Annotated in this window: 12 protein-coding genes and 1 pseudogene; 1 reads left to right on the top strand and 12 read right to left on the bottom strand. The window is 54.6% G+C overall.

Features of this window, described 5'->3' with window-relative positions:
• Window positions 1-16 precede the first annotated feature (16 nt).
• From carA to BFV63_RS23330, 8 genes and pseudogenes are all read right to left on the bottom strand, one after another.
• Entirely contained in the window at window positions 17-1,165 is a 1,149-nt protein-coding gene (gene carA / locus BFV63_RS03415) for a glutamine-hydrolyzing carbamoyl-phosphate synthase small subunit (protein ID WP_032608475.1), read from the bottom strand.
• Between the two features lie 454 nt (window positions 1,166-1,619).
• Window positions 1,620-2,441 carry a 4-hydroxy-tetrahydrodipicolinate reductase gene (gene dapB, locus BFV63_RS03410; protein ID WP_048241410.1) on the bottom strand — a complete coding sequence of 274 codons (822 nt, stop codon included), beginning with the start codon at window positions 2,439-2,441 and terminating at the stop codon, window positions 1,620-1,622.
• A 205-nt stretch (window positions 2,442-2,646) separates the two neighbouring features.
• Window positions 2,647-3,597 (bottom strand): 4-hydroxy-3-methylbut-2-enyl diphosphate reductase, encoded by a 951-nt coding sequence (ispH, locus tag BFV63_RS03405; protein WP_003856448.1) that lies wholly within the window; start codon window positions 3,595-3,597, stop codon window positions 2,647-2,649.
• A gap of 1 nt (window position 3,598) precedes the next feature.
• A complete protein-coding gene (gene fkpB / locus BFV63_RS03400) occupies window positions 3,599-4,048 on the bottom strand; it encodes an FKBP-type peptidyl-prolyl cis-trans isomerase (RefSeq protein WP_003856450.1) in 450 nt (149 codons plus the stop codon).
• Between the two features lie 116 nt (window positions 4,049-4,164).
• Window positions 4,165-4,665 (bottom strand): signal peptidase II, encoded by a 501-nt coding sequence (lspA, locus tag BFV63_RS03395; protein ID WP_003856452.1) that lies wholly within the window; start codon window positions 4,663-4,665, stop codon window positions 4,165-4,167.
• Entirely contained in the window at window positions 4,665-7,481 is a 2,817-nt protein-coding gene (gene ileS, locus BFV63_RS03390) for an isoleucine--tRNA ligase (protein WP_057059293.1), read from the bottom strand. The genes lspA and ileS overlap by 1 nt, the downstream gene beginning before the upstream one ends.
• A 45-nt stretch (window positions 7,482-7,526) precedes the next feature.
• Window positions 7,527-8,453, bottom strand: a complete 927-nt coding sequence (gene ribF, locus BFV63_RS03385) for a bifunctional riboflavin kinase/FAD synthetase (protein ID WP_003856456.1) — start codon at window positions 8,451-8,453, stop codon at window positions 7,527-7,529.
• Between the two features lie 7 nt (window positions 8,454-8,460).
• Window positions 8,461-8,666 (bottom strand): annotated as a pseudogene (locus tag BFV63_RS23330) (DUF2575 domain-containing protein); the annotation flags it as partial.
• 115 nt (window positions 8,667-8,781) lie between these two features.
• On the opposite strand from BFV63_RS23330, the gene rpsT reads away from it, so the two are divergent.
• A complete protein-coding gene (gene rpsT / locus BFV63_RS03380; RefSeq protein ID WP_003856458.1) occupies window positions 8,782-9,045 on the top strand; it encodes a 30S ribosomal protein S20 in 264 nt (87 codons plus the stop codon).
• A 58-nt stretch (window positions 9,046-9,103) separates the two neighbouring features.
• Here the strand turns inward: rpsT and nhaR are convergent, their stop codons facing one another.
• The 4 genes from nhaR to dnaK all read right to left on the bottom strand — a co-directional run bounded on the left by nhaR (window position 9,104) and on the right by dnaK (window position 14,557).
• Window positions 9,104-10,003 carry a transcriptional activator NhaR gene (nhaR, locus tag BFV63_RS03375; protein WP_003856462.1) on the bottom strand — a complete coding sequence of 300 codons (900 nt, stop codon included), beginning with the start codon at window positions 10,001-10,003 and terminating at the stop codon, window positions 9,104-9,106.
• A 58-nt stretch (window positions 10,004-10,061) separates the two neighbouring features.
• The gene (gene nhaA, locus BFV63_RS03370) at window positions 10,062-11,237 is read right to left on the bottom strand and encodes a Na+/H+ antiporter NhaA (RefSeq protein ID WP_057059292.1); all 1,176 of its coding nucleotides are present in this window, start codon (window positions 11,235-11,237) and stop codon (window positions 10,062-10,064) included.
• A 173-nt stretch (window positions 11,238-11,410) separates the two neighbouring features.
• Window positions 11,411-12,556: a molecular chaperone DnaJ gene (dnaJ, locus tag BFV63_RS03365; protein ID WP_008502040.1), complete on the bottom strand. Its 1,146-nt coding sequence runs from the start codon at window positions 12,554-12,556 to the stop codon at window positions 11,411-11,413.
• An 87-nt stretch (window positions 12,557-12,643) separates the two neighbouring features.
• Entirely contained in the window at window positions 12,644-14,557 is a 1,914-nt protein-coding gene (dnaK, locus tag BFV63_RS03360; protein WP_003856470.1) for a molecular chaperone DnaK, read from the bottom strand.
• Window positions 14,558-14,785: the final 228 nt, after the last annotated feature.

Raw genomic sequence — 14,785 nt, 5'->3', positions numbered from 1 at the left:
TCTTCTCAGCTCCTGATTATTTAGCGATCTTACGGTATTGCTCAATAAGTTCGATGAAGTGATCGAACAGCGGTGCGGCATCGTGTGGGCCCGGGCTGGCTTCAGGGTGGCCCTGGAAGCTGAACGCAGGCTTATCGGTACGATGGATACCCTGCAAGGTACCATCGAACAGTGATTTGTGCGTCACGCGCAGGTTAGCCGGCATCGTCGCTTCATCCACAGCGAAGCCGTGGTTCTGCGCGGTGATCATCACCGTGTTGTTGTCGATATCTTTCACCGGGTGGTTACCACCGTGGTGGCCGAACTTCATCTTGACGGTGTTCGCTCCGCTCGCCAGCGCCAGCAGCTGATGGCCGAGACAGATGCCGAATACCGGGATATCGGTTTCAAGGAAGGACTTGATGGCGTCGATAGCGTAGTCGCACGGCGCCGGGTCGCCAGGACCGTTAGAGAGGAAGATGCCGTCCGGGTTCATCTTCAGAACATCTTCCGCAGACGTTTGTGCCGGGACGACCGTCAGGCGGCAGCCACGGTCAACCAGCATACGCAGGATGTTGCGCTTGGCGCCAAAATCGTAGGCCACCACGTGGAACGGCAGCTCGCTTTCCGGTTTCGCTTCCGGCAGGTCGCCTTCCAGCGTCCAGCTACCCTGCGTCCAGCTGTAGGCTTCCGCCGTGGTCACTTCTTTCGCCAGGTCCATACCGTTCAGACCCGGGAAGGCTTTCGCTTTTTCCAGCGCCAGCGTCGCATCGAGGTTATCCCCTGCGATGATACAACCGTTTTGTGCGCCCTTCTCGCGCAGCAGACGCGTCAGCTTACGGGTATCGATATCGGCAATCGCCACAATGTTATGGCGCTTCAGGTAAGAAGAGAGGTCTTCGGTGTTGCGGAAGTTGCTGGCAATCAGCGGCAGGTCGCGAATGACCAGGCCTTGCGCATGTACCTGAGAGGATTCTTCGTCAGCCGCATTGGTGCCGACATTGCCGATATGAGGATAAGTAAGAGTAACGATTTGGCGAGAATAGGAAGGATCAGTGAGGATTTCTTGATAACCGGTCATTGAAGTATTGAAAACGACTTCCCCAACCGCCGAACCCGTTGCCCCTATGGCCCGACCGATAAACTGGGTTCCGTCTTCCAGAACCAATAGCGCTGACTTAATCAAAACACCCTCCAGAGAATATTCACTCACTTTATTTGCATATTAATTCATAAACATGTCATGGATCAATGCAAATGTGTTGCCAGCGGATTTTTGGCAAACGGCGGCATTCTGGGGATTTGCCATGTAAAAGTCAACTTAAAACGGGAGTTTTGTTTATTCTTTTGCAAGCCTGGCATCTGGAATGGGATTTAATGGGCAAAAAGATCAGGTAAATCATCCCGGAAAACGCTTGCGCGGCAGGTTTGTTAGAATTTTAGGGAGGCGGGTGACAAAAAGTGGACCAGATGGTCAAAATTTACATATATTTCACAGAAAAATGGCACATCAATAAGCTTTATACCGCCTAAGCATTATTTTTTATCTAAAACTGATAAAATAAGAGGGCAATAAATTATTGCCCCATGCAATCAAGTAATTACGACTGCAATAACCACATCACGATGGGTAATATCGCTTACAAATTATTGAGATCAAGCACATCTCGCATATCAAAAAGACCCTTTTCCTTCGCGTTAAGCCACAAAGCGGCGCGAACTGCACCATTCGCAAACGTCATGCGGCTTGACGCTTTGTGGGTAATCTCAACACGTTCGCCAATATCGGCGAACATCGCCGTATGTTCACCGACGATATCGCCTGCACGAACGGTTGCGAAACCAATTGTCCCGGGCACGCGTTCGCCGGTATGTCCTTCACGGGTATAGACCGCGCACTCTTTTAAATCCCTATCAAGTGCATGAGCAATCGCTTCGCCCATCGCCAGCGCCGTGCCTGATGGAGCATCAACTTTATAGCGGTGGTGTGCTTCAACAATCTCAATGTCGGTATAATTGCCCATCACCTTCGCTGCCTTTTCCAGCAGTTTCAGCATGACGTTAACGCCGACGCTAAAGTTCGCAGCGAAGACAATCGCAATGTCGGTGGCTGCGTCCTGAATGGCCTGTTTACCGGCATCATCGAAACCAGTGGTACCAATCACCATCCCTTTACCGTGCTGACGGCAAAACGCCAGATGAGCCAGCGTGCCTTCCGGACGGGTAAAGTCGATGAACACATCAAAGTCTTCTTTCACTGCCTCAAGGCTGCTCTGTACGGTTACGCCTGTCTTGCCCGCGCCCGCCAGTTCGCCTGCATCGGCTCCCAGCAGGGATGAACCCTCACGCTCCAGCGCCGCGCCGAGTGCCACGCCATCCATCTGTAGTGCCGCCTGAATCAGCTGGCGACCCATACGTCCACCCGCGCCCGCAATAGCAACGCGGATCTGTGCATTATGCATAGTTATTCTCTTACGTTAAAATGATGTAAACCGTTTTCAGATTAACCAGCCTTGGCAAAGCCTGCCAACTGAAAACACCGATAATTAGAATTTAACGTGAAACCGACTTAAATATCAGTAAAAGACATGATTTTGTCGTCACGATAAAGTTTGGGGCAAAAAAAAAGCCAGCACAGGAGGTGCTGGCCTTTCATCAGATAAAGAACTATTCCACTTCTCGCGCGTCAATACGCAACTCTTTCGGCACTTCAAAGACAATGTTCTCTTCGCGGCCTTCCAGCGGCACCGCTTCGCCACCGCCCAGCTCTTGCAAGCGGGCAATGACGTTCTGCACCAGAATATCCGGCGCTGAAGCGCCTGCGGTAACACCGACGCAGACCGCGTTTTTCACCCACGCTTCCTGAATGTCCGTTGCGTCGTCGATTAAAAACGCCGCTTTCCCCATACGCTGCGCCAGTTCGGCCAGACGGTTAGAGTTAGAGGAGTTTTTCGAGCCGACCACCAGCACCACGTCCGCCTGTTCAGCCAGCGCGCGCACGGCTTCCTGACGGTTGGTGGTTGCGTAGCAGATATCATCTTTGCGCGGCCCGACGATTTTCGGGAAGCGCTGGCGCAGGGCGTCAATCACGTCTGAGGTGTCGTCCACGGAAAGCGTCGTCTGGGTCATAAACGACAGTCGGGCTTCGTTTTTCACATTCAGCGTAAAGACGTCTTCCGGTGACTCAACCAGATACATGCCCCCTTCCGGGTTGCTGTACTGGCCCATGGTGCCTTCCACTTCCGGGTGACCGGCGTGACCAATCAGAATTGACTCTTCACCGCGACGGCTGGCGCGCGCCACTTCCATATGCACTTTGGTCACCAGCGGACAGGTGGCATCGAAAACGGTCAGATCGCGGTTTTTCGCCTCGTTGCGTACCGCCTGCGAGACGCCGTGCGCGGAGAAGATGAGAATTGCGCCGTCCGGCACTTCGCTAATCTGCTCGATAAAAATCGCACCGCGCTCGCGCAGGCTGTCGACCACGTAGCGGTTGTGCACCACTTCGTGACGCACGTAAATCGGCGCGCCGTAAATCTCCAGCGCGTTTTCAACAATGCTGATAGCGCGGTCTACACCGGCGCAAAAACCGCGCGGGTTAGCCAACAGGATCTGCATTTCAGGCCTCCAGTGCCGGATCGATCTCCAGCACTTCTACATCAAAATGGACAGTGCGCCCGGCAAGCGGATGGTTAAAGTCAACGGTAATCGAGTCGCCGTTGATTTCGCGGATCACGCCAGGCATTTCGCTGCCGTCCATAGCGGTAAAGAGCATAATTGCCCCGATCTCCGGTTCACCCGCGTCCATAAACTCACGACGGGAGAAGTACTGGATCAGATCCGGGCTTGGCACGCCAAACGCGGCATCCGGCTCCAGCGAAAAGGCTTTTTTCTCACCCTCTTTCAGACCGAGAAGCTGCTGCTCAAGACCTTCAGACAGGGAGGTATCGCCAAGACGAAACAGGGCTGGTTTGCCGTTGTTGCGGGTGGATTCGGCCGTAGAGCCGTCATCCAGCTTCAGCGTAAAGTGAACGAGAACCGCGCTGTTGCTCTGTACGGATTTAGACATGCAAATTGCTCGCTTGTTTTGGGTCACCTGTTGCCCGGTGGCGCTACGCTTACCGGGCCTACGGGGGCCACAAATTCTGTAGGCCGGGATCGCTACGCGTCACCCGGCTGGTTTTGTTACGCCTGCTCTTTCGCAGCCGGTTTAGGCAAGAAGCCTTCCAGCACGATTAACGCCGCACCAACGCATATTGCGCTATCGGCGAGGTTAAAGGTCGCGAAGTGCCAGTCGCCGACGTAGAAGTCGATCATATCGACCACAAAGCCGTGCCACAGGCGGTCAAACAGGTTACCCAGCGCGCCGCCAATGATCAGCGCGTAGGCGATGTTATTCAGCTTTTGCGTGGCCTTCGAGCGGTACATCAGCACCGCCAGCACGACGCAGATACCGATAGCGATACCCGCGAAGAACCAGCGCTGCCAGCCACCGCTGTCGGCAAGGAAACTAAACGCCGCACCGTAGTTGCGGGCGTAGTGCAGGTTAAGCGACGGGAACAGCGGGACCGTATCCCCCAGAGCGAAATTCTGGAGGATCAGGAACTTGCTGCCCAAATCAATAATCAGCACCACCACCACCAGCCACAGCCAGCGCAGTCCTGTTGAACAGAGAGTTTTACTCATCAGGCAAACTTACGTTTTTCGCCGTCACCGGCGACGTTGCTTACACAGCGTCCGCAGATGTCTGCGTGTTCCGCCACCTGACCGACATCAGTGGTGTAATGCCAGCAACGCGGGCATTTTTCACCGTCGGCTTTGCTCAGCGCGACCTTCAGTCCTTTGAGCAGTTCGCTCTGCTGAGCATCAGCAGACGCCTCGGCATAATCCGCAACTTTCGCACCAGAGGTCAACAGGACAAATCGTAATTCATCGCCCAGCGCGGTCAGCTTCGCGGCCAGCTCAGGCTCTGCGTACAGGGTCACCGTCGCTTCCAGAGAGCCACCGACTTTCTTGTCAGCGCGCGCCTGCTCGATAACCTTGTTCACTTCGCCACGCACTTTCAGCAGCTCGTCCCAATAGGCATCGTTCATCGCTTCGGTGCTGGAGAGATCGAACAGACCTTCATACCACTCGCCGGTGAAGACATACTTCTCACGGTCGCCCGGCAGGTAACCCCAGATTTCATCCGCGGTGAAGGACATGATCGGCGCCATCCAGCGCACCAGCGCTTCTGCGATGTGGTACAGCGCAGACTGACAGCTGCGGCGCGCCACGCTGTCCGCTTTCGCGGTGTACTGACGGTCTTTAATGATGTCGAGGTAGAACGAGCCCATCTCGATGGAGCAGAAGCGCATCAGGCGCTGCACCACTTCGTGGAAATCGTAAGACTCATACGCTTTCAGGATATCTTCCTGCGCCGCTTTCGCGCAGCCTACCGCCCAGCGATCGAGCACGACCATCTCTTCCGGCTTCACCATATCTTTTACCGGATCGAACCCGTTCAGGTTCGCCAGCAGGAAGCGCGCGGTGTTACGGATACGACGATAGCTGTCGGCAGCACGCTTCAGGATCTCGTCAGACACCGCCATTTCGCCGGTGTAGTCGGTAGAGGCTACCCACAGACGCAGGATGTCCGCGCCCAGCTTGTTCATTACGTCCTGCGGCGAAACGGTGTTACCGATGGACTTGGACATCTTACGGCCCTGACCATCCACGGTGAAGCCGTGAGTCAGTACCTGACGGTAAGGTGCTTTGCCCTTCATGGCGGTGGAGATCATCAGGGATGACATGAACCAGCCGCGGTGTTGGTCGGAGCCTTCGAGATACATGTCGGCAGCGTGACCGGCGAACTCAGGGCGCACGTCAACCACAGAGGCATGGGTTGAACCGGAGTCGAACCACACGTCCAGGGTATCCGGCACTTTCTCGTAGTTGTCCGCGTCCGCGCCCAGGATGTCGCGGGCGTCGAGATCCCACCACGCCTGAATGCCGTCAACTTCAACGCGTTTCGCCACTTCTTCCATCAGTTCCAGGGTGTTCGGATGCAGTTCCTGCGTCTCTTTGTGCACGAACAGCGACATCGGCACGCCCCAGGTGCGCTGACGGGAGATACACCAGTCAGGACGGTTAGCCACCATGGATTCGATACGCGCCTGGCCCCAGTCCGGGATCCACTGCACGCCTTTGATCTCTTTCAGAGACTGCTCGCGCAGGCCCTTCTGATCCATGCTGACGAACCACTGCGGGGTCGCACGGAAGATGATTGGCGACTTGTGGCGCCAGCAGCACGGATAGCTGTGCTGCATTTTTTCAACGTGCAGCAGCGCGCCGCTGGTGCGCAGCATGTCGACAATAATGTCGTTCGCTTTGAAGACGTTGACGCCGTCCAGCACCGGGTAGGTGCCAGGCAGGTAGGAGCCGTCCGGCCCAACCGGGTTGGCGATTTCCAGACCGTACTTCAGGCTGATGTTGTAGTCGTCAGGGCCGTGACCACCGGCGGTATGTACCGCACCGGTACCCGCGTCCAGCGTTACGTGGTCGCCCAGAATCGCCGGAACGTCGAAGTCCAGGAATGGGTGTTTGAAGCGCATCAGTTCCAGCGCGTCGCCTTTTACGGTGCCCAGCACGGTGTAATCGGTGATGTTCGCGCGTTTCAGTACGCTTTCGACCAGGTCTTTCGCCAGGATAACCGCACGGCCATCAATCTGCACCAGCGCATACTCAAACTCGCCAGAGAGGGAGATCGCGCGGTTAGCAGGCAGCGTCCACGGGGTGGTTGTCCAGATAACCAGCGAGACTGGACCGCTTACCCCAGGCAGACCAAATTTAGCTTTGATCGCATCCTGATCGACCGCTTCGAACGCCACGTCGATAGAAGGCGAGGTTTTGTCGTAATACTCTACTTCCGCTTCTGCCAGCGCAGAACGGCAGTCCACACACCAGTGCACCGGCTTCGCGCCTTTGTGCAGGTGACCGTTGCCGATGATTTTACCCAGCGCACGGATGATGTTGGCTTCGGTTTTGAAATCCATGGTCAGGTACGGATGCGACCAGTCGCCCAGCACGCCCAGACGGATAAAGTCAGCGCGCTGACCGTCAACCTGGGTGGCAGCGTATTCGCGGCATTTCGCGCGGAATTCTGCGGCGGTGAACTTCTCACCCGGCTTACCGTACTCTTGCTCCACTTTCAGCTCAATTGGCAGACCATGGCAGTCCCAGCCCGGAACGTAAGGCGAGTCATATCCCGCGAGTCCTTTGGACTTCACGATAATGTCTTTCAGAATCTTGTTTACAGAGTGACCAATATGAATGCTGCCATTCGCATATGGAGGGCCATCATGCAGAATGAAGGTTTTTTTGCCTTTTTTGGCTGCACGAATGATGCCGTACAGGTCATCATCGGTCCAACGCGCCAGCATTCCCGGTTCACGCTTGGCGAGATCGCCGCGCATCGGGAACCCTGTTTCCGGCAAATTCAGGGTTGATTTATAGTCACTCATCAGATTCTCGGTTCCGTATTTATCACGTAGGCAGTTAAGCCGGTTCTAAAGCCCAAAAAACTCGCGGGCCGTTAATTCATCTCGCGCGATTTGCGCCTTAAGTTCATCCAGCGAAGCGAATCGCTGTTCATTGCGTATTTTTTTACGCAGTATCACATCTATATGGCGACCATACAGGTCCATTACAACGTCCAGCAGGTGTACTTCTAACTGTTGACGCACACCGGCAACCGTTGGACGTGTGCCAATGTTGGCGACGCCGTAGAAAGGCTTCTCGCCCAGTCCTGCCACTTCCACCGCATAGACCCCTTTAACCGGGGAGACCTGACGACGCAGCGGTATATTCGCCGTCGGGAAACCTATCGTGCGGCCCAGCGCATCGCCATGGACCACGCGACCTGAAATCGTGAACGGGTGACCCAGCAGCGTTTCTGCCGTGTCCAGTTCATCGTTCGCCAGCGCCTGACGTACCGCCGTGCTGCTGACGCGCACGCCGCCCTCGCAGAAGGTCATTGTACTGGTGACGTCAAACCCGTACTCCAGGCCAGCCTTCTGTAATAACAAGAAATCGCCCTGACGACCAGCGCCAAAGCGGAAATCATCGCCCACGGCGAGAAACTGCACGCCAAGCTGCCTGACCAACAGGTCGCTGACAAAATTTTGTGCGGTCAGCGCGGCAAAACGACGGTCGAACCGTACACACAGGACGTAGTCCACCCCTGACTCCGCCAGGTAGCGTAACTTCTCACGCAGACGCGTCAGCCGCGCGGGGGATTTCTCGCCTGCAAACAGCTCCAGCGGCTGAGGCTCGAAAATCATCACCACGACGGGCAGGCCTCGCGCCTCGCCTTCTTTACGCAATCCCTGCAACAGCGCCTGATGCCCACGATGCACGCCGTCGAAATTACCAATGGTCAGCACGCACCCGTGCGGGGCTTGACTGAGATTATGTATGCCGCGTATCAGCTTCATGACTGGCTCAAAACAGTGAAAATCGCCAAAGTATACCTTGTACAGCGGTTAAGGTTAACCGGCGATTGTTCACGCTAAACAGAAAGCCGTATGATTTCATCACGCTGACCTTTCACAGCAAAAAAATCTGCCCGCGAACTGCGATTTTTACGCCGAAAAGCTGTATTCACGAACGACAAGCTGGTAGAATCCTGCGCCATCACTACGTAACGTAGCGTCGCCACATTAACGGCGCTTATTTGCACAAATCCATTGACAAAAGAAGGTATAGAGGGCATATTCCTCGGCCTTTGAATTGTCCACATAGATCATATTTGGGAGTTGGACCTTGGCTAATATCAAATCAGCTAAGAAACGTGCCGTTCAGTCTGAAAAGGCTCGTAAGCACAATGCAAGCCGTCGCTCTATGATGCGTACTTTCATCAAGAAAGTATACGCAGCAATCGAAGCTGGCGACAAAGCTGCAGCGCAGAACGCATTTAACGAAATGCAACCAATCGTGGATCGTCAGGCTGCTAAAGGTCTGATCCACAAAAACAAAGCAGCGCGTCATAAAGCAAACCTGACCGCGCAGATCAACAAACTGGCTTAATCGCCACTTGTTGTTGCTTGTTTGAAAGAACCCGCTTAACGCGGGTTTTTTTATGCCTTCAGATTGCCGGCGGCGTAAACAGCGCCGAGTAGTCCCGGTTGCAGATTCGCTGCACCGCCGGATGCTGAATCATCCTTTCGGCGAATATGGCGTGATACTCTTCCATCACGTTATCCACCCTGCCAATCTCGGTAATCTTGTCGTCTGAATAGAGATCGTGCGCATACAGCGTCGGGGCAACGAAGATAGCGTTGTGCGCCTCGCCAAAGGCTTTCATCAGCGCCGCATCGTCGAACTCACCGAGAATTTCTACGTTTAGCCCCTGCGAGTTAAACCAGTTCAGCAGCTTACGTCCGAGCATGGACCGCCTCCCCGGAACCAGCAAGCGGCGCTCTTCCAGGCAAGCCGGAAACGGTTTTTCCGGCGGTGGATTGATGCACCAGAAACTGACACCGCATTCGCCAATTTTCACCGAGAACAAGCCTTCCTGCTGCGTGGAATCGATAGGACAATCCGAAATAATCATATCCAGCTTATGCTGGCTCAGCTGTTCCAGCAGCATCTCGTGAGTGGACTCAAAGCAGCGTAAATGTATCTGTTCATCTTCCACCACCGCCGCATCCAGCACACCGCTTACCAGCCGTTTGGACAACGCATCCGCCACGCCCACGTCAAAGAGCAGGTTCGACTCTTTGCGATAGTTAACGATATCCAGCATCTCCTGGCTCAGGGTGAACATCTTGTCCGCATAGCGGAATACCAGTTCACCCAGCTCGCTCGGCTCAATGCCACGCCCTTTCCGCTTAAAAAGCTTTCCCTGCAAGCGCTCTTCCAGGGCTTTGATTTGCCCGGTGATAGTCTGTGGCGTCAGGTAGAGCGCCTCTGCGGCACCCACGACCGAGCCCTGCTTGTAGACATGCCAGAAGTAATAGAGATGGTTATAGTTCAAATGAGACATCACGTTTTCACTCCCTGATAGTTTATCGGGAGAAGGCTTCCCTTCTCCCGGTTTCCTGTTATGCCTGGACAGCCTGTCCGGACAACTTCACCTTCAACAAGGTGTAACCCATAACCGCGGCCAGGAACGACCCGATAAGAATGCCGAGTTTCGCCCAGACGATAAGCTCAGGCGCGCTTGCGCCAAACGCCAGCGTCGAGATAAAGATCGACATGGTGAATCCAATACCGCACAGCACGCCAACGGCCATAATCTGGCTAAAGGTGGTTCCGTTTGGCAATGACGCCAGCTTCAGCTTCAGCGCCAGCCAGCAGAACAGGCTGATGCCCAGCGGCTTACCAATAAACAGACCGGCGATGATACCCAGCGGCAGCACAGAGGTGAGTCCGTCCAGGGTAACCCCGGCCAGGGAAACACCCGCGTTGGCAAACGCAAACAGCGGCAGGATCATAAAACCCACCCACGGATGAAGCACATGCTCCAGCTGTCTGGCAGGCGATTTGCCGTCCTGTTCCTTCAGCGGAATAAAGAAGCCAACGATGACGCCCGCCAGCGTGGCATGCACGCCAGACTTCAGCACCGCCGTCCACAGCACCATCCCCACCAGAATATAAATCCCCGTGCGTCGGACGTTGAAGACGTTCAGCAACGCCAGCACCGCAATAGCCACGGCCGCCACGCTCAGCGACAGAACGGACAGATCGCTGGTGTAGAACAGCGCGATAATCACGATAGCGCCCAGATCATCGATAATCGCCAGCGCCATCAGGAAAATTTTCAGTGCTACCGGGACGCGGCTACCGAGCAAGGCTAAGACCCCGAGCGCAAACGCGATATCCGTTGCGGCCGGGATCGCCCAGCCGTCACGAACAACCGGATCCTGCCACGCAAATGCGAGAAAGAGCAACGCCGGAACGATCATCCCGCCAATCGCCGCGATCACCGGAAACGCCGCACGCTGACGGCTGGCAAGCGAACCGCTCACCAGCTCACGTTTAACCTCCAGGCCCACCAGCAGGAAGAACACCGCCATCAGCGCATCGTTGATCCACAGCAGCATGTTCTTGTTAATTTCCAGCGCCCCGACCTTCAGCTCGACGGGCGTTTCCAGAAATGCGTGATAGAGATCGCGTGTCATGCCCATATTGGCGAGCAGCATGGCGGCCGCAGCAGCAATAATCAGGATGACGCCGCCGGATGCCTCACTGCTAAAGAAACGGTGTAGTAATTTCACGTTTAAACTCTCTTTTACAACAATACCTCGGTAAAACCATAATATCAGCGCAAACAGATCGGTAAAAACAGATTAATATTGGTTATAGATTCAGTTTAACCGAGGTATAACGCTATAAAGCAAAAAGCCCGGAATCGCTTCCGGGCTTTAAATGATAGTAACCAGCTGGCGGGTTAGCGGGTTAAATCGTCGAAGAATTTTTTGACGCCATCGAAGAAGCTTTTGGAGCGCGGGCTGTTTTTCTCACCTGTCGGGCCACCAAAGCTTTCCTGAAGCTCTTTCAGCAGCTGTTTCTGCTTATCGTTCAGGCCGACCGGCGTTTCCACGACCACGCGGCATAACAGGTCACCCTGCGCGCCACCGCGAACGGATTTAACGCCTTTGCCGCGCATGCGGAACAGTTTCCCGGTCTGGGTTTCGCCAGGGATTTTCAGGTTAACGCGACCGTCCAGCGTCGGCACTTCGATTTCGCCGCCCAGCGCCGCCATCGCAAAGTTGATCGGCACTTCACAGTACAGGTTGTTACCTTCACGCTCGAAGATGGCGTGCTGCTTCACCTGAACCTGAACGTACAGATCGCCTGCCGGTGCGCCGTGCTCGCCGGCTTCACCCTCACCTGCCAGACGGATGCGGTCGCCCGTATCGACGCCTGCCGGGATCTTAACGGACAGCGTTTTGGTTTTCTCCACGCGACCGTGACCATGACATTTGGTGCACGGATCTTTAATCAGCGTACCGCGACCATGACAGTGCGGACAGGCCTGCTGCACCGCGAAGAAGCCCTGGCGCATCTGCACCTGACCGGAACCGTGACAGGTTGGGCAGGTCTGTGGCTGAGTCCCCGCTTTCGCACCGCTGCCGTGGCAAACGTCACACTCTTCCAGCGTCGGAATACGGATCTCTTTGGTGACGCCGCGAACCGCTTCTTCCAGCGTCAGGTCCATGTTGTAGCGCAGGTCTGCGCCGCGCGCCGCGCGCTGACGGCCACGCCCGCCACCGAAGATATCGCCAAATACATCACCAAAGATATCGCTGAAATCAGCGCCGCCGCCGAAGCCGCCGCCACCAAATCCACCGCCGCCCATGCCGCCCTGTTCAAAGGCCGCGTGACCATATTGATCATAGGCCGCACGTTTTTGTGCATCGGTCAGGACTTCGTAGGCTTCTTTAATCTCTTTAAATTTGGCTTCAGCCTCTTTGTCACCCTGATTACGGTCAGGGTGGAATTTCATGGCCAGGCGCTTATACGCCTTTTTGATTTCACGCTCTTCCGCAGTTTTCGGAACGCCTAAAATCTCGTAATAGTCTTGCTTTGCCATTGGTTTTTTTAAGCCCCTTAACATGCGAGCACGGGCGTGGAGAATTCTCCTACGCCCGTGCCGATTACTTACCCTGCATCAGGGCGATTATTTTTTGTCTTTCACTTCTTCGAACTCAGCGTCGACAACATCGTCGTCTTTCGCGTTGTTCGCCGAAGCATCAGCGCCCGCCTGCTGCTGTGCGTGCTGCTGCTGAGCGATTTCCATCAGCTTCTGAGAAACCTGTGCCAGCTCCTGCATCTTCGCTTCGATGTCCGCTTTGTCTTCGCCTTTCAGAGACGTTTCCAGCGCGCTCAGTGCAGTTTCGATTGCAGTTTTGTCTTCCGCTGGCAGTTTATCGCCCGCTTCTTCAACCTGCTTACGGGTGCTGTGCAGCAGATGGTCACCCTGGTTACGGGTCTGAACCAGCTCTTCAAACTTACGGTCGGATTCCGCGTTAGCTTCGGCATCACGAACCATTTTTTCGATTTCCGCTTCGTTCAGGCCAGAAGATGCCTTGATGGTAATCTTCTGCTCTTTACCGCTGTTTTTGTCTTTCGCAGACACGTGCAGGATACCGTCAGCATCGATGTCGAAGGTGACTTCGATCTGTGGCATGCCGCGTGGTGCCGGGTTAATACCGTCCAGGTTGAACTGACCCAGAGATTTGTTATCCGCCGCGCGCTTACGCTCACCCTGAATCACATGGATGGTTACCGCAGACTGGTTGTCTTCAGCGGTAGAGAACACCTGGCTGTGTTTCGTCGGGATAGTGGTGTTTTTGTTGATGAGCGGGGTCATCACGCCACCCATGGTTTCGATACCCAGAGACAGCGGGGTAACGTCCAGCAGCAGTACATCTTTCACTTCACCGGTCAGTACACCACCCTGAACCGCAGCACCGATAGCAACCGCTTCGTCCGGGTTCACGTCTTTACGTGGCTCTTTACCAAAGAATTCAGCAACTTTCTTCTGAACCATTGGCATACGAGTCTGACCACCTACCAGGATAACGTCCTGAATGTCAGACACGGACAGGCCAGCGTCCTGCAATGCAACTTTCAGTGGCTCGATAGAACGGTTCACCAGGTCTTCTACCAGGCTTTCCAGTTTCGCACGGGTCACTTTGATGTTCATGTGTTTTGGACCGGTCGCGTCTGCGGTGATGTACGGCAGGTTCACGTCGGTCTGCTGAGCGGAAGACAGCTCGATCTTCGCTTTCTCAGCGGCTTCTTTCAGGCGCTGCATAGCCAGCGGGTCGTTACGCAGGTCAATGCCCTGATCTTTCTTGAACTCGTCAACGAGGTAGTTGATCAGACGGGTATCGAAGTCTTCACCACCCAGGTGGGTATCACCGTTGGTTGCCAGAACTTCGAAGGTTTTTTCGCCGTCAACATCGTCGATTTCGATAATAGAAATATCGAAGGTACCACCACCCAGGTCGTAAACCGCGATAGTACGGTTGCCAACTTCTTTATCCAGACCGTAAGCCAGTGCTGCTGCGGTTGGTTCGTTGATGATACGTTTTACTTCCAGGCCTGCGATACGGCCAGCATCTTTGGTTGCCTGACGCTGAGCATCGTTGAAGTAAGCAGGTACGGTGATAACAGCTTCAGTTACCGGTTCACCCAGGTAATCTTCCGCAGTTTTCTTCATTTTCTTCAGCACTTCAGCAGAGATCTGCGGAGGTGCAGTTTTGGTGCCTTTCACATCAAGCCATGCATCGCCGTTATCGGCTGCGATGATTTTGTAAGGCATGATGGAAACGTCACGCTGAACTTCTTCGTCCTGGAAGCGGCGGCCAATCAGGCGTTTGATCGCAAACAGGGTGTTTTGCGGGTTTGTCACTGCCTGACGTTTAGCCGGCTGACCAACCAGAGTTTCACCATCCTGGGTATAAGCAATGATAGAAGGCGTGGTGCGATCGCCCTCGGCGTTCTCCAGCACACGTGCAGTAGTGCCATCCATAATCGCTACACAAGAGTTGGTAGTACCCAGGTCGATACCAATAATTTTACCCATCTAAACGTCTCCACTAAAAATTCAGTCAACATGTGGTTGTGTACCTGTAATAAGGGCAGAACGTGCTTTTTCAACTGCCCAGATTTGATTTTTTTCAGGTCCACACACTGCGGTTGCTTACAAGATGGGGTCACAACGGCATCCATCAAGGGGGAAGGATAAAAAATTTTTTAATTTCACCCCGATGAGATCATAGACGGCGTCGATGCCGCCCATTATGATGCCGCG

Origin of the sequence: Enterobacter hormaechei subsp. xiangfangensis, from assembly GCF_001729785.1 — a bacterium.
Taxonomy (GTDB): domain Bacteria; phylum Pseudomonadota; class Gammaproteobacteria; order Enterobacterales; family Enterobacteriaceae; genus Enterobacter; species Enterobacter hormaechei_C.
This window is presented reverse-complemented; position numbering and strand designations above follow the sequence as displayed.

Coding starts and splice junctions, on each gene's coding strand:
- dapB (WP_048241410.1), bottom strand. CDS start 2,441: ATGCATAATGCACAGATCCGCGTTGCTATTGCGGGCGCGGGTGGACGT.
- ispH (WP_003856448.1), bottom strand. CDS start 3,597: ATGCAGATCCTGTTGGCTAACCCGCGCGGTTTTTGCGCCGGTGTAGAC.
- fkpB (WP_003856450.1), bottom strand. CDS start 4,048: ATGTCTAAATCCGTACAGAGCAACAGCGCGGTTCTCGTTCACTTTACG.
- lspA (WP_003856452.1), bottom strand. CDS start 4,665: ATGAGTAAAACTCTCTGTTCAACAGGACTGCGCTGGCTGTGGCTGGTG.
- ileS (WP_057059293.1), bottom strand. CDS start 7,481: ATGAGTGACTATAAATCAACCCTGAATTTGCCGGAAACAGGGTTCCCG.
- ribF (WP_003856456.1), bottom strand. CDS start 8,453: ATGAAGCTGATACGCGGCATACATAATCTCAGTCAAGCCCCGCACGGG.
- nhaR (WP_003856462.1), bottom strand. CDS start 10,003: ATGTCTCATTTGAACTATAACCATCTCTATTACTTCTGGCATGTCTAC.
- dnaJ (WP_008502040.1), bottom strand. CDS start 12,556: ATGGCAAAGCAAGACTATTACGAGATTTTAGGCGTTCCGAAAACTGCG.
- dnaK (WP_003856470.1), bottom strand. CDS start 14,557: ATGGGTAAAATTATTGGTATCGACCTGGGTACTACCAACTCTTGTGTA.